This is a genomic window from Caulobacter sp. ALps2, assembly GCF_058681635.1.
In genome coordinates this window covers 2,457,763-2,476,269 of the sequence record NZ_CM178743.1, presented here as the reverse complement: position 1 = coordinate 2,476,269, position 18,507 = coordinate 2,457,763, and the positions used below count along the sequence as shown (strand labels likewise).

18 protein-coding genes are annotated in these 18,507 nt (G+C 68.1%); 12 read left to right on the top strand and 6 right to left on the bottom strand.

Going from position 1 to position 18,507, the window contains the following annotated elements; genetic code table 11:
- Positions 1-17: 17 nt before the first annotated feature.
- Positions 18-719, top strand: coding sequence for a glutathione transferase, Atu5508 family (gene gst, locus ACW173_RS11830; protein WP_492085575.1), 702 nt, complete (start codon positions 18-20; stop codon positions 717-719).
- On the opposite strand, the gene ACW173_RS11825 is transcribed toward gst, so the two are convergent.
- Complete coding sequence (locus ACW173_RS11825) at positions 716-1,672, bottom strand: bifunctional helix-turn-helix transcriptional regulator/GNAT family N-acetyltransferase (protein WP_492085573.1); 957 nt, start codon at positions 1,670-1,672, stop codon at positions 716-718. The two genes, gst and ACW173_RS11825, sit on opposite strands and share 4 nt — an antisense overlap.
- 68 nt (positions 1,673-1,740) lie before the next feature.
- Complete coding sequence (locus ACW173_RS11820) at positions 1,741-2,223, bottom strand: hypothetical protein (RefSeq protein ID WP_492085572.1); 483 nt, start codon at positions 2,221-2,223, stop codon at positions 1,741-1,743.
- Positions 2,224-2,379: 156 nt separating this feature from the next.
- Between ACW173_RS11820 and ACW173_RS11815 the strand changes: the two genes are divergently transcribed.
- The 7 genes from ACW173_RS11815 to ACW173_RS11785 all read left to right on the top strand — a co-directional run bounded on the left by ACW173_RS11815 (position 2,380) and on the right by ACW173_RS11785 (position 9,305).
- The gene (locus ACW173_RS11815; RefSeq protein WP_492085570.1) at positions 2,380-2,757 is read left to right on the top strand and encodes a BlaI/MecI/CopY family transcriptional regulator; all 378 of its coding nucleotides are present in this window, start codon (positions 2,380-2,382) and stop codon (positions 2,755-2,757) included.
- A complete protein-coding gene (locus ACW173_RS11810; protein WP_492085568.1) occupies positions 2,757-4,202 on the top strand; it encodes a M56 family metallopeptidase in 1,446 nt (481 codons plus the stop codon). The genes ACW173_RS11815 and ACW173_RS11810 overlap by 1 nt, the downstream gene beginning before the upstream one ends.
- 19 nt (positions 4,203-4,221) lie before the next feature.
- Positions 4,222-5,553 carry a M56 family metallopeptidase gene (locus tag ACW173_RS11805; RefSeq protein WP_492085567.1) on the top strand — a complete coding sequence of 444 codons (1,332 nt, stop codon included), beginning with the start codon at positions 4,222-4,224 and terminating at the stop codon, positions 5,551-5,553.
- Positions 5,554-5,663: 110 nt separating this feature from the next.
- On the top strand, positions 5,664-7,019 hold the full coding sequence (locus ACW173_RS11800) for a pectate lyase (protein ID WP_492085566.1): 1,356 nt from the start codon (positions 5,664-5,666) through the stop codon (positions 7,017-7,019).
- 174 nt (positions 7,020-7,193) lie between these two features.
- Entirely contained in the window at positions 7,194-8,315 is a 1,122-nt protein-coding gene (gene aroC, locus ACW173_RS11795; protein ID WP_492085564.1) for a chorismate synthase, read from the top strand.
- A gap of 174 nt (positions 8,316-8,489) precedes the next feature.
- A complete protein-coding gene (locus tag ACW173_RS11790; RefSeq protein ID WP_492085980.1) occupies positions 8,490-9,032 on the top strand; it encodes a response regulator in 543 nt (180 codons plus the stop codon).
- A gap of 48 nt (positions 9,033-9,080) precedes the next feature.
- A complete protein-coding gene (locus tag ACW173_RS11785) occupies positions 9,081-9,305 on the top strand; it encodes a hypothetical protein (RefSeq protein ID WP_492085563.1) in 225 nt (74 codons plus the stop codon).
- On the opposite strand, the gene ACW173_RS11780 is transcribed toward ACW173_RS11785, so the two are convergent.
- The 3 genes from ACW173_RS11780 to queC form a co-directional block, all read right to left on the bottom strand.
- Entirely contained in the window at positions 9,306-9,671 is a 366-nt protein-coding gene (locus ACW173_RS11780) for a 6-carboxytetrahydropterin synthase (protein ID WP_492085562.1), read from the bottom strand.
- A 72-nt stretch (positions 9,672-9,743) separates the two neighbouring features.
- The gene (gene queE, locus ACW173_RS11775) at positions 9,744-10,376 is read right to left on the bottom strand and encodes a 7-carboxy-7-deazaguanine synthase (protein WP_492085561.1); all 633 of its coding nucleotides are present in this window, start codon (positions 10,374-10,376) and stop codon (positions 9,744-9,746) included.
- Entirely contained in the window at positions 10,373-11,101 is a 729-nt protein-coding gene (gene queC / locus ACW173_RS11770) for a 7-cyano-7-deazaguanine synthase QueC (protein ID WP_492085559.1), read from the bottom strand. Before queC ends, queE begins: the two co-directional genes overlap by 4 nt.
- Positions 11,102-11,570: 469 nt before the next feature.
- Between queC and ACW173_RS11765 the strand changes: the two genes are divergently transcribed.
- The 3 genes from ACW173_RS11765 to ACW173_RS11755 all read left to right on the top strand — a co-directional run bounded on the left by ACW173_RS11765 (position 11,571) and on the right by ACW173_RS11755 (position 16,953).
- The gene (locus ACW173_RS11765; protein ID WP_492085557.1) at positions 11,571-14,384 is read left to right on the top strand and encodes a TonB-dependent receptor; all 2,814 of its coding nucleotides are present in this window, start codon (positions 11,571-11,573) and stop codon (positions 14,382-14,384) included.
- 198 nt (positions 14,385-14,582) lie between these two features.
- Positions 14,583-16,118, top strand: a complete 1,536-nt coding sequence (locus ACW173_RS11760) for a response regulator (RefSeq protein WP_492085556.1) — start codon at positions 14,583-14,585, stop codon at positions 16,116-16,118.
- 106 nt (positions 16,119-16,224) lie between these two features.
- A complete protein-coding gene (locus tag ACW173_RS11755; RefSeq protein ID WP_492085554.1) occupies positions 16,225-16,953 on the top strand; it encodes a helix-turn-helix transcriptional regulator in 729 nt (242 codons plus the stop codon).
- Positions 16,954-17,008: 55 nt separating this feature from the next.
- Here ACW173_RS11755 and ACW173_RS11750 read toward each other — a convergent pair whose 3' ends face one another.
- Positions 17,009-17,335: an Mpo1-like protein gene (locus ACW173_RS11750; protein ID WP_492085553.1), complete on the bottom strand. Its 327-nt coding sequence runs from the start codon at positions 17,333-17,335 to the stop codon at positions 17,009-17,011.
- A gap of 144 nt (positions 17,336-17,479) precedes the next feature.
- On the opposite strand from ACW173_RS11750, the gene ACW173_RS11745 reads away from it, so the two are divergent.
- On the top strand, positions 17,480-18,289 hold the full coding sequence (locus ACW173_RS11745; protein ID WP_492085552.1) for an acyl-homoserine-lactone synthase: 810 nt from the start codon (positions 17,480-17,482) through the stop codon (positions 18,287-18,289).
- Positions 18,290-18,507: the final 218 nt, after the last annotated feature.

Genomic DNA, 18,507 nt, shown 5'->3' with positions numbered 1-18,507 from the left:
TGTCCAGGAGCCCCGCCATGTCCGACTATGAGCTCTACTACTGGTCCGCGCCGTTCCGGGGCCAGTTCGTGCGGGGCGTTCTGGCCTTCGCCGGCCAGACCTGGACCGAGGCCGGCGACGACGCGATCGGCGAGCTGATGGGCGGACCGGTCAAGGCCATGCCGGCGCCGTTCATGGGTCCACCCCTGCTGGTCGACAAAAAGGCCGATGTCGCCATCGCGCAGATGCCGGCCATCGTCCTCTATCTGGGCGAGACGCTGGATCTCTTGCCCAGGACCCCCGCCCCGCGCGCCTTGACGCTGAAGATCGTCTGCGACGCCAATGACGTGATCGACGAGCTGACTCTGGATGGCGGCCGCCAGATGTGGACCGACAAGCGCTGGGAGGAGTTCGAGCCCCGCCTGAGGAAGTGGATGTCGTTCTGGGAAGAGACTGGCCGCCGCCATGGCCTGAAGGCCGGCGGCGGCTTTCTGCTGGGTGGCGACGAGCCAGGGATCGCCGACGTGGTCACGGCCGTGCTCTGGTCAACCCTGACCGAGCGCTTCGACAAGATCGCCGAGATCCTCGATGACGCCGCCCCGAACACCGCCGCCCTGGTCCGCCGCGTCGCCGACCTGCCGCCGCTGAAGGCCCTCGCCGAAAAGGCTCGCGAGGACTACGGCGATACGTGGTGCGGCGGCCAGATCGAGGCCTCGCTGCGCAAGGTGCTGGAAGCCTAGCCCCTCGCCCGCAACGACATCGCCACGTCGCACCGCTCATACCGCGCCCCGAACAGGCGCATGATCTCGGCGTCGTGCGCGAAGCCCAGTTTCTCGTAGAGGTGAATGGCCGCCGCGCACTTCCTGTTGGTCAGCAGATAGACCTTGTCCATGCCGAGGCTGGCGGCGCGCTCCAGGGTCTTGGCCAGCAGATATTCGCCGACCTTCAGGCCGCGCGCGCTCCGCAGCACGCCCATCTTGGTCAACTCGACCCAGCCGTCCTTGGACACCATCAGGGCGCAGGTTCCGACCACGCCCAGGTCCGGGGTCTCGGCGAACAGCACCACCCCGCCCTTGTCGAGGATCAACTCGCGCGGGTTGGACAGCAGCGCGATGTCGTTTTCCTCCAGGGCGAACATGTCCTGGATCCACTCGGCGTTGATCCGATAGAAGGCCTCGGCAAGGTCATCGGAGAAGTCGCGCGCCCACATGGCCGGCGCGCCGGCGCGCTCGATGCGGGTCAGCAGCGAGGCCTCGGCCAAACGTTGCTCGACCTTGGCCAAGCCTTGCATGAAGTCGCCGTCCAGCCCCTCGACCAGCTCGGCGGCGGCCGGCTCGATGCGCGGTAGCAGCTCCGTCTGGACGCGGGCCAGCAACGCCTCGCCCTTGTCCGTCAGGGCCAGCCGCCGGGACCGCCCGTCGCCCGGCACGGGCCGCGCCTCGACGAAATCACCCAGCGTACCCAGGGCGCGGGTGACCGTGGGCTGGGCCAGTTGCAGACGCTCGGCCAGCTCGCCGACCGCGATCGGACCGTGCAGGCGAATGGTCATCAGCAGCGACATCTGGGCCGGCTGGACCGGGAGGTCCAGCGAGCGCGCGACCTCGGCGGCGTCAGCCTGCATCCGTTCCGCCAGGCGTTTCAGCCGGCTGCCCAGGAACCCCACGCCAAACCCCGCCAGCAGATCGACATTCATGGCCGAACCTCCATTTCATAGCATGCTATATAGCTAGCTATGAAATGGCCGGGATGGCAAGAGGGCGACTACATCCTGAAAGGCGGGACGACGACGCAGCGCACCTCGTCCTTGATGACCGTGACCGCCGCCGAACGCGCGCCGGTCAGGTCGTAGAACCGGTCGCGTCCGCCCAGTGACACGAGCAGATAGTCCGGCGCGCTGAACTTGCAGACCGAATAGCGGACCTTCTCGCCGCCCATCCGGTCCACCAGATGCGTGCAGGACATCGTCCCGCCGACCCGCCGGTACAGCGCCTCGTCATAAGGGGTGGCCTGCGGATAGCGGCCCAAGCTTCGGAAAACCGCGGGGTCGAGCGGCGCGCAGGCCGGGCCGCTGACGCGCCAGATCGCGTCCCGGCGCGCCTGCTCGGCGCGATCGTGGCGCGCCATCACCTCGGCGCCCACACCGATCAGCGCCACGAACCCGGCGATGACCGGGACCCAGCGCCAGCGGCTTGGCGCGCGACCTTCCAAGGGCAACTTTCGGATACGGACCTGTTCGGTCGCCATGATTGAACTCACATTCGTAAGCTGGATGTACGTTCGTAAATCATGAGGCCGCGCCTGTCACTACCGAACGTTGTTCATCACACTTGACGCCAGATCGTTACACTTGTAGCGTACTCACGACATGACGAAGGCGCGTTCTCCGCAAAGGATTTGGCCATGACCGAACCCTCCGACCTGGAACTGGAAGTGCTGAAAGCCTTCTGGCGCGGCGGCGCGATGAGCGCCCGCGAGGCGCAAGGCCTGATCGAGCCCGAGCTGGGCTGGAGCGCCTCGACCACCCGCACCGTGCTGGAGCGGATGGTGGCCAAGGGCCTGCTGGTCCGCCGATCGGTGCATGGCCTGGCGGTCTATGAGGCCCACAAGGGCAAGGTCGACGTGATCGGCGGGGTGCTGAACCGCCTGCGCGGCCTGCTGGAAATCGATGGCCGCCTGCCCGCCTCGGCCTTCGCCGGCAGCCAGATCCTGTCCGCGACCGAGATCGCGGAGCTGGAGACCCTGCTCAACACCGCCAAGGCTTCCGGGGAGGAGAAGTGATGCATCCGCTGCTCGCCTCCACCGCCCTGGGGCTGATCGCGGCCTGGCCCGTCGGCGTGCTGGGCCTGGGTCTTGGCCGCCTGGTCGAGGGCCTGACCGAGGATCCGCGGCCGCGCGCCGCCGCCTGGAGCCTGGCCTACGCCCTGCCCGCCGGCGCGTTGGCCGCGACCGTGGCCCTGACCTTCGCGCCGATGCCGGCCGCCCAAGCGCCCAGCGCCGTGGCCGCGCCGGTCGTGGCGACCGCTCCCTCCTGGACGCCGGAGGGGGAACTCGCCGGCAACCTGGCCTGGAGCCTGGTCGGCCTTTCGGTCGCGGGCCTGCTGGTCCGTGGCTGGCGCTGGAACCGGGGTCGCCGGCGCCTCGCCGCCATCCGCGCCGCCGCCGGGCCTTGCCAGGACGCCGCCTTGGTCGAGGCGATCCGCCTGCGCGCCCCGCGCCTAGGCGTGAAGGCCCCACCCATACGGGTCAGCGCCGATATCGCCGAGCCGCTGCTGGCCGGCGCCCGTCGGCCGGTGATCCTGCTGCCCATGGCCTTGGCCGAGACCACCGACGCCCAGCGCCTGGAGCTGGTCTGCGGCCACGAGCTGGCCCACCTGAAGCGCGGCGACAACTGGCGCATCCCGGCCGAGGAGGCCCTGGCCGGCCTGTTCTGGCTGGCTCCGCCCGTCGCCGTCCTGCGCGGCCGGATGCTGGCCGCCCGCGAGTCCGTCTGCGACCACACCGCCCTGGCCGACGCCGCGCCCGACGCTCGCCGCGACTATGCCCGCGTACTGGTCGAGGCCCTGCGGATGAACGCGACGCCTTCTCCGCAATCGGCCTTCACCGGCCGCGAGCGCAAGCTGGTCCGCGCGCGCCTGTCGGCGATCCTGCAGCCGCGAGGCGGCGCCTCGGCCGCGCGGGTCGGGCTGGCTGTCGTTCTGGGCGGGGTGCTGACGGCCGCCACCGGGGCCGGTTCGCTGGCCCTGGCCGACCAGGCCCGTCGCCTGGCCCCGCCGGAGGCCGCCGCCCCAGCCGAGGAAGCCGCTCCGGCCGCCCCCGCGGTTGAAGCCGCCGAGGCCGCGCCGATGCTGGCCGAGGTGGCGCCCGCCGCACCGGCGGCTCCGGCCGCGGAAGCCGAACCGGCCGCGCCGATGGCCGTCGCCGTCGGGCCCGATCCGCGTCCCGATCCGCGGCCAAACCCGCAACCCGATCCCCAGCCCAATCCGAACCCGCAACCGAGCCCGGCGCCGCGCGCGGAGGCCCTGGCCGTGGCGGAGCCGACCATCGCGGTCCGGACTCAGGTCCAGCCGACCATCCGGATCCTCCTGCCGCGCGACAAGGCCGAGGACCTGGGCCGGCGGATCAAGGTGATGGATCCCGGCGTGAACACCCGCGTCTCGGTCGAGCCCAAGGTCGCCGTCGGCGTCACGGTGCGTAGCGCCGAGTCGCCCTGGGACCGCCGCTGAGGAAGGAGCAGACCCAGCCATGCACCCCCTCTTCGCATCCGCCGCCCTGGGCCTGATCGCCGCTTGGCCCACCAGCGGCCTGGGCTGGCTTCTGGGCAAGACGGCCGACCGCCTGACCGGTGACGCCCAGCTGCGCGCCGGCGCGTGGAACCGCGCCGTCGCCCTGCCACCGGCCGTGATGGCGGCCATGATCGGCATCGCCGCCCTGCCCGAGGAGACCACCGCTCCAGTCTATCGCGCCGCCCTGGCCTCCGAGGCCGTGGCCACCGCCGGCGCGGTGATGCACGGCGTCTCGGCGCGCGCCCTGCCCGGCGTCAGCAGCGTCCAGGCCCTGGGCGCGGTGCTGATCCTAGGCGCGCTGAGCGGCCTGGCCGTCGCGGGCGTTCGCCAGATCGTCGGCCGCGCCAGGCTCAAGCGCATCGCGCGCGAGGCCCGGCCGGTCTCGCCCGAACTGGCCATGGCCGTTCGCGCCGCCGCCCGTCGCATGGACACCGGCCGCCCCGAGGTGAAAGTCAGCGATACGATCGACCAGCCCATGCTGGCGGGCCTGGCGACTCCGGTCATCCTGCTGCCCCGCGCCATGGTCGAGCGCCTGGACATCGCGCGCCTGGTGCCGGTCTGCGCTCACGAGCTGGCGCACCTGAAACGAGGCGACAACTGGCGACAGCTGTTCGAGCACCTGCTGGGCGGCCTGTTCTGGATGACCCCGCCGTTCGGACTGCTGCGCGCTCGCGCCGCCGCCGCCCGCGAGGAGCTGTGCGACGCCCTGGCCCTGGATGGCGCTAGCTCCACCGTGCGCCGCACCTATGCCGAAACCCTGGTCGAGGTGCTGCGCACCCGCGCCGCGCCCGCCCTGCATCCCGCCTTTACCGGCAAGGGAAGGAGACCGATCCTCATGCGCCTGAAAGCCATCACCGAACCTGGCCAGCCGGCCAGCCTGGGCCGTCGCGCCCTGCTCGCCGCCGCCGGCCTGCTGGCCATGATCGCCGCCGGCGCCGGCTCCTTCGCCCTGGCCCAGCAGGGCGAGACCCACAGCCGCAGTCGGACCGTCATCAGCTCGGACGAGGGCGGTCAGTATGTCGACATCCGCTCCGACTATGTCCGCGTGTCCAACGCCGAGATCATCCAGGGCCGCCTGAAGATCCCGGACGGCCAGGTCTCGACCTATCACGGCCACGTCAAGATCCGCGGCCGCCTGCGTCCGCCCGAGACCACCGTGTTGCTGAACGGCGAGACGCCGCCGGCCGGCTTCGACGCCACGACCCTGCCCGACGGCGCGATCAAGCGGTTGGACGTCATCAATCATCCGGACGGCGCCAAGTCGCGCGTGACGCTGAACGTCATCATGTAGCTTATGACACCGGTGGACAAAGCCGGCTCGGCTCTGCATTTTCGCTCTCGATCAGATGACGGCGCCCAAAGAAGCCTAGAGCACGCCGCGTCGCTTTCGGGGATGGACAGATGCTCAGCCGCCACCTTCTCGCCGCCGTCGGCGCGCTTGCCCTGACCCTCGCGGCCGGCTCGGCCCTGGCGGCGGATGTCCTGGCCTTCCCGGGCGCCGAGGGCGCGGGCCGGTTCAGCACCGGCGGTCGCGGCGGCGCGGTTATCCACGTCACCAACCTGAACGACGACGGTCCCGGCTCACTTCGCGCGGCGGTCGTGGCCCAGGGGCCGCGCACCGTCGTCTTCGACGTCGCCGGCACGATCCAGCTCAAAACCCCGCTGAAGATCTCCAACGGCCAGATCACCATCGCCGGCCAGACCGCGCCGGGGGGCGGCGTCACCCTGCGCGACCAGACCCTGATCGTCAGCGCCGACGATGTGGTCATCCGCTTCATCCGCTCGCGCCTCGGCGCCGAGAGCAAGGTCGAGGGCGACGCGATCTGGATCTCGGGCGGCCGGCGGATCATTCTGGACCACGTCTCGGCCAGCTGGTCGGTGGACGAGACCCTGTCGGCCTCGGCCCGCTATGACCAGCCAGGCCAGGGTTTTTATGACCTGACCGTCCAGTGGTCGATCATCGCCGAGAGCCTGGCCCACTCGATCCACGTCAAGGGCGACCACGGCTATGGCAGCCTGATCCGGGGCGGCGACGGGTCGAAGATCAGCTTCCACCACAATCTGTGGGCCAACCACATGGCCCGCGCGCCGCGCCCCGGCAACTACGAGGGGCCGGACAAGGATCCGATCGGCGCGTTCTTCGATTTCCGCTCGAACGTCTTCTACAACTGGGGCAGCGACAAGTCGGGCTACAACGCCGACAAGGCGACGCTATCGGCCTACAACTTCGTCGACAACGCCTACATCCCCGGCCCCAGCTCGCGGAAGCCCATCGCCTTCAAGGAAAGCGACACCCTGGCCAAGGCCTATTTCGCCGGTAACAGCATGGACGGCGTGATCCCGGCCGATCCCTGGAGCCTGGTGACCTTCACCATTCCCGAGCCCGCGGGCTACCGCCTGGCCGCGCCGGTCGACGTCGCGCCGGTGACGCCCGAGAGCGCCGACAAGGCCTATGCCCGCGTGCTGGCCGACGCCGGCGCCTCGGTGTGGCGCGATCCGGTCGACAAGCGGATCCTGGACGGTGTGAAGACCCGCGCCGGCAAGGTGATCAACACCCAGGCCGACGTCGGCGGCTGGCCGGTGCTGCCGGCGGGCAAGGCGGCCAAGGACACCGACGGCGACGGCATGCCCGACGCCTGGGAGAAGGCGCACGGCTTCGATCCCAAGAAGGCCGACGGCGCGGCGCTGGCCAAGGACGGATCGGGCTGGACGAACCTGGAGCTCTATCTGGCCGACGCGGCGAAGGTGCGGGGCTGACTCGCCTCTCCTCCCCCGTTGGGGGAGCAGCGCGGCCTAAGCCGAGTAGCCCCCTCAGCCGCTCCGCGACAGCTCCCCCGAAAGGGGAGCGGATTTGTTGCCGAGACCGTCCGCTTTCACGCAACTCCCTTCCCTGTTTTGCGACACGCTTCCGTTTCCGCTAAACCCCGCCCCATGTCGCACAACACCTTCGGTCACCTGTTCCGCGTCACCACCTGGGGCGAAAGCCACGGCCCGGCGCTCGGCTGCGTCGTCGATGGCGTGCCGCCCGGCATCGCGCTGACGGCCGAGATGATCCAGGGGTTCCTCGACAAGCGCCGCCCCGGCAACGGCAAGTTCGTGACCCAGCGCCAGGAGCCGGACGCGGTGCGTATCCTGTCGGGCGTGTTCGAGGACGAGCGCACGAATGGCCAGCGGACCACCGGCACGCCCATCAGCCTGATGATCGAGAACACCGACCAGCGGTCCAAGGACTATGGCGAGATCGCCCAGGCCTTCCGCCCAGGCCACGCCGACTATCCCTATTTCGCCAAATACGGCGTGCGTGACTATCGCGGCGGCGGCCGCAGCTCGGCGCGCGAGACCGCCGCGCGGGTGGCGGCGGGCGCGGTGGCGCGGCTGGTGATCCCCGGCGTGACGATCCGCGCCGCCCTGGTGCAGATCGGCCCGCACGCGGTGGATCGAGGAAATTGGGACTGGGCCCAGACGGAACAGAACCCCTACTGGTCGCCCGACGCGGCGATCATCCCGGTCTGGGAAGAGCATCTGGAAACCATCCGCAAGGCCGGCTCCTCGACTGGCGCGGTCGTCGAGGTCGAAGCTGTCGGCGTGCCGGCCGGCTGGGGCGCGCCGCTCTACGGCAAGCTGGACGCCGAACTGGCCGCCGCCCTGATGTCGATCAACGCCGCCAAGGGCGTCGAGATCGGCGAAGGCTTCGCCAGCGCCGCCCTCACCGGCGAGGACAATGCCGACGCCATGCGGATGGGCGAGGACGGCCAGCCGATGTTCCTGTCCAATCACGCGGGCGGGGTTCTCGGCGGCATCTCCACGGGTCAGCCCGTGGTGGCGCGGGTGGCCTTCAAGCCGACCTCGTCGATCCTGATCCCCCGCCAGACCCTCAACCAGGCTGGCGAAGAGGTCGACCTGCGCACCAAGGGCCGCCACGATCCGTGCGTCGGCATCCGGGGCGTGCCGGTGGTGGAGGCCATGGTCGCCTGCGTGCTGGCCGACGCCTTCCTGCGCCATCGCGGCCAAACCGGCGGCGCCGTTTTCCCGCTTAACGTGCCGAGTCGCTGACATGGGCCCAAAGGTCAGAGAACCGAGCATCAATGGCCTTACCACTGATTTAGCTTGGCTTTCGGTTGACTTGCATACGTTTGCAGAGATAAAACGCCGTTAGACGTATCCCCTGATCCGCGGAATATACGCGCCAAGGTTGAGATACACGACGCGATGCAGGGGGCTCAGCGCGTGCGGTTCGACCTCTTGAAGATCCTGCTGGTCGACGACAACCAGCATATGCGGATGCTGCTGATCGAGATCCTGCGGGCCATCGGCGTGCGCCAGGTCTATGAAGCCATGGACGGGGCCGAAGCGCTGTCGATCCTGCGCTCCACCGCGATCGACGTGGTGTTCACCGACCTGTCGATGAACGGCCTGGACGGCATCGACTTCGTCCAACTGGTGCGCAACTCGCCAGACAGCCCCAACCCGTTCGTGCCGATCGTGATGATCACCGGCCACTCGACCGAGCGCCGGGTGCACGAAGCGCGCGACGCTGGGGTCAACGAATTCCTGGTCAAGCCGGTTACGGCGCGCGGGGTCATCCACCGCCTGACCCTGCTGATCGAGAACCCTCGGCCCTTCGTGCGGGCGGGTGACTATTTCGGCCCTGACCGGCGGCGGCGCGACGACCCCCGCTACCGGGGCGAACGCCGACGCGAAGAAGACAAAAGCGCGCTGTATGTGGATGACCCGCAGGCCGGGCGCGGCCATCCGACGCGGAGAATTTAAACCTTTGGCCGGGTACAACGTGGTGAACAGCGTTTTATGAGCTTCACCATGACCTTCCGCCGCACCGCTCCCATCGCCGCCATCCTCGCGATGGTCGCCGTCTCGCAGACGGGCTGCCTGGCCGCCGCCGCGGTCGGGACCGTGGCCGGCACGGCCATCGGCGTCACCGGCGCGGTCGTCGGCGGGGCCGGCAAGGCCGTCGTCGCCACCGGCAAGGCGGTCATCCCTGGTGACGGCAAGAAGGACCGCGAGCGGGACGAATACCGCCGCTAGCTACAGCACCAGCGCGCAGCGTTCGCCGATGGTCGGGCGCGACAGCTCCACGCGCGACAGGCCCGGGAACTGGGCCTTCAGCCGTTCCGCGAAATAGAGGCACAGGCGCTCCAGGGTCGGGACCTCCAGGCCGGGCTTGTCGTTCAGGAGGCCATGGTCCAGTTCGGCCGCGACGGCCTTCAGCGCCAGGTCCAGGCTTTCCAGGTCCGCGACCCAGCCCGCTTCCTGCATCTGGCCGCGCACGCTGGCCTCGACCTTGAACGAATGGCCATGCAGCTTACGATAGCGATGGTCGGCCGGACCTTGCTCGATGAAATGGGCGGCGTCGAAGAACGCGGCCTTCGTGATCTCGAAGACGGGCTTCATAGGGACTTCTTTGACTAAGGCCTGGGAGGCTCTAGCGCGTCGACCCTGTCACCAAGTCGAGCGCCTTATCCGTCAGGGCAGGCCGAGATATTTGTGCGTTTGGACGCTTAAACGCCATTGTGGGTGCGAAAGGCAATAGGCGACGGCCAATTGCGTATTCCTGTCGCGGTCCGGGCCGTCCATCGGCTGGAGATAGAACCGCTCGAAATCCAGGTCCGCGAAGCGCTCCGGCATGGCCTTGTCTTGCGGAAAAACCAGCTTCAGCTCCTGGCCCGAGGTCTGGATCACGGGGGCGTCGGCCTTGGGGCTGATGCAGATCCAGTCGATGCCCGCCGGAGCCTCCAGCGTGCCGTTGCTCTCGCAGGCGATCTGGAAGCCTCGCGCGTGCAGGGCTTTGATCGCCGCCTCGTCCAGTTGCAGGAACGGCTCGCCGCCGGTGCAGACCACCAGGCGATCATCAGGCCCGCCGGCCCATTGAGCCTCGACCGCCGCCGCCAGGTCATCGGCCGTGGCGAACTTGCCGCCGTTCTCGCCGTCGGTTCCCACGAAGTCGGTGTCGCAGAAGGTGCAGACGGCCTTGGCGCGGTCCTGCTCGCGGCCGGTCCACAGGTTGCAGCCCGAGAAGCGACAGAACACCGCCGCCTTGCCGGCCTGGCCGCCCTCGCCTTGAAGGGTCAGGAAAATCTCTTTGACGGAATAGGTCACGCGGATAGCGCCTCGCGCCCAGCCGCGTCCCACTCGACATAACCCTTCTCGCGCAGCTCGCACGCCGGGCAGGTTCCGCAGCCGTGGCCCCAGGCGTGCAACTCGCCGCGTTCGCCCTGGTAGCAGGTGTGGCTTTCCTCGACGATCAGCTGGACGAGGTCCTCGCCACCCAGCGCCTTGGCCAGGGCCCAGGTCTGGGCCTTGGTCAACCACATCAGCGGGGTCTCGATCCGGAAGTCGCGATCCATGCCGAGGTTCAGGGCGCTCTGCTGAGCGTCCATCGTCTCGCGGCGACAGTCGGGATAACCGGAGAAGTCGGTCTCGCACATGCCGCCGACCAGGGCGTCAATGCCTCGGCGGTCGGCCAGGGCGGCGGCGTAGATCAGGAACACCAGGTTGCGGCCCGGCACGAAGGTCGAGGGCAGGCCGCGCTCGGTCATCTCGATGGCGCGGTCGGCGGTCAGGGCCGACTGGGCCACCTGGCCGAAGCTCCTGATGTCCAGCACATGATCCTCGCCCAGGCGGTCGGCCCACCGTGGGAAACGCGCGGCGACTTCGCGACGGACATCCTGGCGGGCCTCCATCTCGATGGAATGGCGCTGGCCATAGTCAAAACCGACCGTCTCGACGCGCTCATAACGCTCGAGGGCCCAGGCCAGACAGACACTGCTGTCCTGGCCGCCGGAGAAGAGGACAAGCGCGCCAGTGGACGTGTTCGGGCTCATGCGAGCCTCTCAAGGTGAAAGAAGGGGAACATGGCCCCTCCTCTACACGAGGCAAGGCCCGGCCGGAACAGCATGGGTGGAACCGAGCGGATCGCGCGATACTCCGCCAACGAACCGAAACGAAGTCTTTCGCCCGCGAATTAAGCGATGCCCTCTATATTGCAAAGCCCATTCGCCATGCGCCCGCACGGCCTTCCGCTACGGAAGCTCCAAACCCAACCTTCTAATGCGTGATCAACTTACACCACCCAGGAGAACACCACCTCCTGGAAAGTGAAAAGCTGTAACCTATCGCTGTTCACTTACGATCAGGCCAGTTGACAGCTTTCAAACGCAAGTATGCAATCTCCCAATGCTGCGAGGGGCTCGCCGTACGCCCACGTGGTGAAAAACAGTACGGCGCCGAGGAAACACCGACCCTCGCAGGCTCCATCCATAAGGCGCCGCCCGGGTCCAGGGAGGGAATTCAATGTCGCAAACTCTGCGTATGCGGAGCCTTTTGGTCATGGGCGCTTCGGCGGTCGCGATCTCCGGCTTCGCCGTCCCCGCTTTCGCCCAACAGAACACCACCGTCATCGAAGAGCTGGTGGTCACCGCTCAGAAGAAGGAAGAAGCGCTTCAGGATGTGCCGATCGCGGTGTCGGCCTTCAGTCAGGACACCCTGGAAGCGCAGAAGATCGACGGCGGCCCGAACCTGCAGCTGGCGATTCCCAACGTCACCTTCGCCAAGAGCAACTTCACCAACAGTTTCAACTTCCAGATCCGCGGCATCGGCGCCAAGGCCGTCGGCGCGTCGGCCGACCAGGGCGTGGGCGTCCACATGAACAACGCCCCGATGCAGGCGGGCAATCTGTTCGAGGCCGAGTTCTACGACGTGGAGCGGGTGGAAGTGCTGCGCGGCCCACAAGGCACGCTGTACGGCCGCAACGCCACCGGCGGCGTGGTCAACGTGATCACCGCCAAGCCGACCGACCAGTTCGAGGCCAACCTCCGCGCCGAGTACGGCAACCACAACTCGATCAAGCTGCGCGGCATGGTCAACGTGCCGATCTTCGGCGACAAGCTGGCCCTGCGCCTATCCGGCACGACGCTGAAGCGGGACGGGTTCGTCACCAACACCTTCAACAGCCATAAGGTCGACGACCGGGACCTGTACTCGACCCGCGTCCAGGTGATGTTCAACCCGACCGAGAAGCTGCGCACCAACTTCCTGTGGGAACGGTTCCACGAGGACGACAGCCGCGCCCGCACCGGCAAGCAGCTCTGCACCAAGGATGACGGCCCGGCCACGGTCGGCGGCGTGCCCACCGGCACGGCGCGCCGATACCTGACCCAAGGCTGCCTGTCGGCCTCGCTGTACGCCCCGGCCGCCTATGGCACGGTCAACACCTCGGGCACCCTGACGGGCCTGCTGGGCAACATCTTCGGCTTCACCTCGGGCGACGCCAACGCCGGCGACACCACCTCGACCAACCTGCGCGAGATCGAGACGGCGCTGGACCCGCTCTATCAATCGTCTTCGAACGTCTACCAGTTCACGCTGAACTACGACCTGTCCGACGAGCTGACGCTGACGTCGATGACGGCCTACAGCAAGGGCGACGTCTATACGAAGCAGGACTACAACCGGAACGTCTCGCCGGTCGCCTTCAACAGCACGCCCTTCACGCCGGGCGGCTTCTTCAACGACCCGCAGGTCGGCAACACCAACAAATTCACGACGATCGACATCTCGTCGGGCCGCTCCGAGCAGTTCAGTCAGGAGATTCGACTGCAATCGGCTTTCGACGGACCGCTGAACTTCAACGTGGGCGGCATCCACTTCACCTATCGGACGATGACCGACTACTACGTGATCGGCAATTCGCTGACCCTGTCGTCGCTGGCTCTGAACTTCTCCAACACCGGCAATCCGAACTGCAACCCGGCGACCACCGCCCGCTGCATCGGCATCGACACGGCGGCCACGCCCACCGGCGAGGGCCACAACTACTATGACAACCGCACGCCCTATAACCTGACGTCGGACGCCCTCTTCGGCGAGCTGTACTGGCAAGCCAACGAACAGCTGAAGTTCACGCTGGGCCTGCGCCAGACCCGCGACAAGAAGGCGGTGGAGAACTTCTCGACCGTGCTGCTGGCGCCGGGCTACGGCCTGACCCTGAACCCGACCAACCCCGACCAGCGCGCCCGCTTCAGCGAGCTCACGGGGCGCTTCGGCTTCGACTACAAGGCCAACCTGGGCTTCACCGACGACACCCTGCTCTATGCCTTCTATTCCAAGGGCTACAAGGGCGGCGGCATCAATCCAGGCGTTCCGGCCGGCGCGGTCGGCGTGAAGCAAACCTTCGCGCCCGAGTTCGTCAACGCCATCGAGGTCGGCACCAAGAACACCATGATGGGCGGCAGCCTGCTGCTCAACGCCACCGGCTTCGCCTACGACTACCAGGGCTACCAGATCTCAAAGATCGTCAACCGCACCTCGGTCAACGAGAACGTCGACGCCAAGGTCTATGGCTTCGAGTTGGAGTCGATCTGGTCACCGGTCCGCAATCTGCGCCTCAACGCCAACATCGGCTACCTGCACACCAAGATCGGCGAAGGCGTCACCTCGATCGACACGATGAACCGGACCCAATCCAACGCGGCCTATACGGTCGTGAAGGTGGGCCCGAACTCGTCGGCGGTCGGCGCCAACTGCGTGCTGGCCACGCCCGGCGTCGCCACGATCCTGGGCGCCGGCGCCGGCGCCACCCTGCCTTGGGCCTGCTCGGGCGCGGCGGCCTACCAGGCGTTCCTGTCCACGCCGGCCGCCCTGGGCGGCGCGGGCCTGCCCGCTCCGACCGCGGCTTTCCTGGCCAACGCCACGGGCCTCTACACCTACGGCGCCGGCTACTCGATCGAAGGGACCGCGGCGGATCTGTCGGGCAACGAGTTGCCCAACTCGCCGCATTGGACCACCTCGATCGGCGCCCAGTACACCTTCGAGCTGTCGGGCGGCTGGTCGGCCACCCTGCGCGGCGACTACTACCGCCAGAGCAAGCAGTTCGCCCGCGTCTACAACACCGAGTACGACCGGCTGCGGTCGTGGGACAACGGCAACGTCACTCTCAAGGTGGAGAAGCCGGAGTGGGGCGTCTCGATCGACGCCTACGTCAAGAACATCGGCAACAAGACCCCGATCGTCGACGCCTACACCACCGACGACAGCTCGGGCCTGTTCACCAACGTGATTACCGCCGAACCGCGCCTCTACGGCGTGGCGATCACCAAGTCCTGGTAAGCAGCGTTCCGAACTGGACCGATCCGGGGCGGCGGACAACCCGCCGCCCCCTTTACCGTGAATTTCCGGCGCCGCTGTCGCCGCTCGACAGAAAACCTAGCTTATTCCGACGTTACGGCCCTGGAAGCGCTCCCAACTTAACGACTCCGCAAGGGCGCCGACGGCAAGGTGCCCGTCCAAATCCCAGCGAAGCGCCGTATGGAAACGCTGACCCGTCTGATCGACACCCGCGCCCCGATCTCGCCCGCCACGTCTTGTGACGCGGTCGCGGCGATGTTCGACGCCGATCCGGCCCTGGCCGCGCTCGCGGTCGTGGACGCCGATCTCGCGCCCATCGGCCTCGTCTATCGTGACGTGCTGCAGGGCATGATGCGCGTGGCCGGCGCCCAGCTGACCGACAAGCCGATCTCCGACATCATGGACGCCGACCCGCGCGTGGTGACGGCCCAGACCGACTCCAACACCTTCGTCAACGCGCTGGCCAACAGCCCGACCCCGGTTTTCCGCACCGCCTATGTCGCCGTCGACGCCTCCGGCCGCTTCGCCGGCGTGGGGGGCCTCGCCACCCTGCTGGCCTCGCACCGTCGCCGTCAGGCCGACGCCCGCGACGCCATGGCCATGGTCGAGCGCATGGCCGTCGACATCGGTTCGCACCTGGACGGCGTGCTGGCGATCACCGAGCGCCTCGAGCACCAGCGCCTGACGCCCGACGCCGCCGCCTTCGTCCGCGCCATCGGCGACACCAGCCGCGACATGGGCGCGACGGTCGCCCGCGCGATCGACCTGCACCGCTCGGCCCGCGGCCAGCTGACCATCAACGCCGCTCCCACCCGCCTGCGCGACTTCGCCGACGCGGTCGAGGACCGTTGGGCCGCCCGCGCCCATGAGGGCGGCTCGACCCTTCTCGTCTCCTATGATGGCGACCCGGAATGTGGCGTGGAGGTCGACGGCGAGCGCCTGCTGCAGGTGTTCGACATCCTGATCGAGAACGCCCTCTCGGCCGGCCGCGGCACGATCGAGGCCCGCCTGACGGCCCGCGCCGAGGACGACCATATCCGCCTGGAAGGCCAGGTGCGCGACAATACCGGCGCTCATGGCGACGAGCGCCTGGCCCGCGTCAACGACCCGCTCGGCGACACCAGCCAGCAGGATCGCAACGAGATGGCCATGGCCGTCGGCATGGCCCTGGCCCACCGCCTGCTGCGCGCCATGGGCGGCCCGCTTCACGCCGAGGCCAATCGCGGCGCCGGCCTGACCGTCGGCTTTGGCCTGCCGCTGCCCTCCGCCGCGACTCAGGCCGAGGTTCACGAGACCCAGGACGCCGTCGCCGGCCGCGCGGCTCACATCCTGATCGTCGACGACAACGCCACCAACCGCATGGTCGCCGAGGCGCTGTGCGACATGTTCGACTGCACCTCGGAACAGGCCGTCGACGGCGCCGAGGCCGTCGAGATGGCCAAGGGCGGTCGTTACGACCTGATCCTGATGGACATCAAGATGCCGCGCATGGACGGCATCGCCGCCACCCGCGCCATCCGCGACATGGCTGGGGCCGCGGGTTCCGTGCCGATCGTGGCCCTGACCGCCAACGCCGATCCGGCCGACGTCCAGACCTACATCGCCGCCGGCATGCAGGACGTCGTCGAAAAGCCGATCAAGCCCGAGCGCCTGGCCGTCGTGCTCAGCGCCCTGCTGGGCGGCGAGGACGAAGACGGCGAAGAAGCCGCCGCCTAAATCGCTCCAGCGCGACTCTTGGTCGCTCTACTCGGGATAGTAGGCGCTTGCGGCCGCCTCGCATCCGCGCCTAGCTTGGCTCCATGAGTACGGAGTAACCGGACGCGTGCTGAACACGGCGGAACAACAGGCCTGGGCCTTCCTCAGTCAGGCCCCTCACCTGGGCTCGGCGCGGGAGGTGGAGGCCCACTTCGCGCAGGCCATCGCCGCCTTTGGCTATGACAGGTTCTGCGCCACCCTGGTCAATGCCGAGCACTACGGCAAGGAACCCCCGACCCTCAGCCGCCAGGACTTCGACGTCTGGGACCAGCGCTACTGGAGCGAGCGGTACGTTGTGCACGATCCGTGCGTCAAACTGCTGCTGAAATCGCCCCGCTCGTTCGCCTGGACCGACGCCAAGCCGCTGGGCGACGGCCGCGCCCAATCGATGTGGGGCGAGGCCTCGGACCTTGGAATGAACGACGGCTATGTCGTCCGCGTCTTCGGTCCCGCCGGCCAGGAAGTGCTGATCCGCATGTCGACCGAGGCGCGCGACACCGATCCCACCGCCCGCGCGGTGGTCGACAGCCTCGCCACCGTGTTCGGCGCCATCATGCTCAAGCACTGGGAAATGCAGGACGACAATCCCGACTACGGGATCCTGTCGGAGCGTCAGGCGCAATGCCTGTACTGGGCCGGCCGCGGCAAGACCGACTGGGAGATCGGCGCGATCCTCGAGCTGTCCCCCCGCACCGTCCACCACCACATCGAGGCCGCCAAGAAGCGCCTGGGCGTGGTCAAGCGCCAGGAAGCCGTGCTGAAAGCCGGCGAGCTGGGGCTGTTCGCCAAGCTGTAGCGTCGCTCCCCAGTCCGTTTCCCCGGCTTTCGCCGGGAATCGGATCTGTTGCGCCTCAGAACTTCCGCCGTCCCGTGATCACCTCGAACCACAGCCGGAAATCGCCCATCAGGCTGTACAGCGGGTACTTGAACGTCGCGGGTCGGTTCTTCTCGAACACGAAGTGGCCGATCCAGGCGAAGCCGTAGCCGATCACCGGCGCGGCCACGAAGAAGCGCCAGTCGCTCGCGAAGCCCAGGACCAGCGCGACGATCACCAGGGTCGTGCCGATCACGTGCAGCCGCCGGCTGACCCGATTGACGTGTTCGGTCAGGTAGAACGGATAGAAGGCCGCGAAGCTGCGGTAGCGCTCTTCAGCGCCCTGTGGAGTCGCTGTGTTCATGCCTCCGATGCTGGTCCCCAACCGTCGTCGTGGCAAGCCTTACGCGCGCGACTAGAGAACGCCATAGGCCGTTTGGCCTATCGCGACTTCCCCGGTCATGCCCCTTAATCCAGGCCGTCCAATCGCTCGGTACGGGGGCCGGCCATGATCCACATCATCACTTCCGAAAATCGCCACCTGTATGGGCCCCAGCTGTGGGCCATGCATGAGGAGCGTCGTCGCCAGTGCGTCGAGAAGAACGGCTGGGTGGACCTAGTCGTGCTGAACGGCGGCGAGGCCGATGACTACGACGACCACCGCGCCATCTACCTCCTGGGCTTCAACGACGAGATGGAGCTGGAGGTGGGCCTGCGTCTGCGGCCCACCGAAGACCGCTGCATGCTGGCGGACAAGTTCCCCCACCTGATCGCGCCGGGCGAAAGCCCCAAGAAGGGCCTCGACGTCTGGGAGGCCACGCGCCTGTTCACCACCGAGGCCTACCGCAAGCGCAAGGGCAAGGGCCGCGGCGAGCGGGTGTTCGAGTGCTGGGCCGCCGCCTTCGAACTGGCCCTGCGCCGTGGCGTGACCCGCTTCGTCGGCATGATCGACATGCAGCTGTATCCGGGGATCCTGAACTCGCCGATCGACACCCGGCTGGTCGGCATTCCCCGTCCCTATGAGTACGGCGTTGTGGCCGGCTCGGAGATCGCGGTGTCCCGTGAGCTGCTGGACCGGGTGCTGGAGGCCATCGGCCGCGAGTCCCCGATCGGCTACGAGATCGACGCCATGGACCTGATGGCGTTCGGCGACATCGCCGCCGTCCAGCGCCAGGTGGCCCGCGCCATGACGCCGCAGCTGACCGCCGGCCAGGAGCGCGACGAGACCCTGGCGGCCGAGACCCTGTTCCGCCTGCACGACACCACCGGCCAAGCCAGACGGATATGGGGCGAGCGCGGTCGACAGCTCAACGCCTGATCAAACAAGGTCTTGCACGCCCTCCGGCTCGCCGTTCCTTGGCGGGCCGGAGATATTTTCGCCACCGATGCGCGCGCTATACTCGCCTGACGAAAGTAGGTCGCGCTTCGGTTGGCGGCGAATCGCCCTCCGGGCGACTAGCCTCCTCGTTCCGGGGAAGGAAGCCGGACCATAGCGACAAGTCGCCGCGCATGGGGGTCCCTCGCTTCCACCGACGT

Bases quoted from the DNA above. Each gene is read 5' to 3' on its own strand.
- gst (WP_492085575.1), top strand. From the start codon at position 18: ATGTCCGACTATGAGCTCTACTACTGGTCCGCGCCGTTCCGGGGCCAG.
- ACW173_RS11825 (WP_492085573.1), bottom strand. From the start codon at position 1,672: ATGAATGTCGATCTGCTGGCGGGGTTTGGCGTGGGGTTCCTGGGCAGC.
- ACW173_RS11820 (WP_492085572.1), bottom strand. From the start codon at position 2,223: ATGGCGACCGAACAGGTCCGTATCCGAAAGTTGCCCTTGGAAGGTCGC.
- ACW173_RS11815 (WP_492085570.1), top strand. From the start codon at position 2,380: ATGACCGAACCCTCCGACCTGGAACTGGAAGTGCTGAAAGCCTTCTGG.
- ACW173_RS11810 (WP_492085568.1), top strand. From the start codon at position 2,757: ATGCATCCGCTGCTCGCCTCCACCGCCCTGGGGCTGATCGCGGCCTGG.
- ACW173_RS11805 (WP_492085567.1), top strand. From the start codon at position 4,222: ATGCACCCCCTCTTCGCATCCGCCGCCCTGGGCCTGATCGCCGCTTGG.
- ACW173_RS11800 (WP_492085566.1), top strand. From the start codon at position 5,664: ATGCTCAGCCGCCACCTTCTCGCCGCCGTCGGCGCGCTTGCCCTGACC.
- aroC (WP_492085564.1), top strand. From the start codon at position 7,194: ATGTCGCACAACACCTTCGGTCACCTGTTCCGCGTCACCACCTGGGGC.
- ACW173_RS11785 (WP_492085563.1), top strand. From the start codon at position 9,081: ATGACCTTCCGCCGCACCGCTCCCATCGCCGCCATCCTCGCGATGGTC.
- ACW173_RS11780 (WP_492085562.1), bottom strand. From the start codon at position 9,671: ATGAAGCCCGTCTTCGAGATCACGAAGGCCGCGTTCTTCGACGCCGCC.
- queC (WP_492085559.1), bottom strand. From the start codon at position 11,101: ATGAGCCCGAACACGTCCACTGGCGCGCTTGTCCTCTTCTCCGGCGGC.
- ACW173_RS11765 (WP_492085557.1), top strand. From the start codon at position 11,571: ATGTCGCAAACTCTGCGTATGCGGAGCCTTTTGGTCATGGGCGCTTCG.
- ACW173_RS11760 (WP_492085556.1), top strand. From the start codon at position 14,583: ATGGAAACGCTGACCCGTCTGATCGACACCCGCGCCCCGATCTCGCCC.
- ACW173_RS11750 (WP_492085553.1), bottom strand. From the start codon at position 17,335: ATGAACACAGCGACTCCACAGGGCGCTGAAGAGCGCTACCGCAGCTTC.
- ACW173_RS11745 (WP_492085552.1), top strand. From the start codon at position 17,480: ATGATCCACATCATCACTTCCGAAAATCGCCACCTGTATGGGCCCCAG.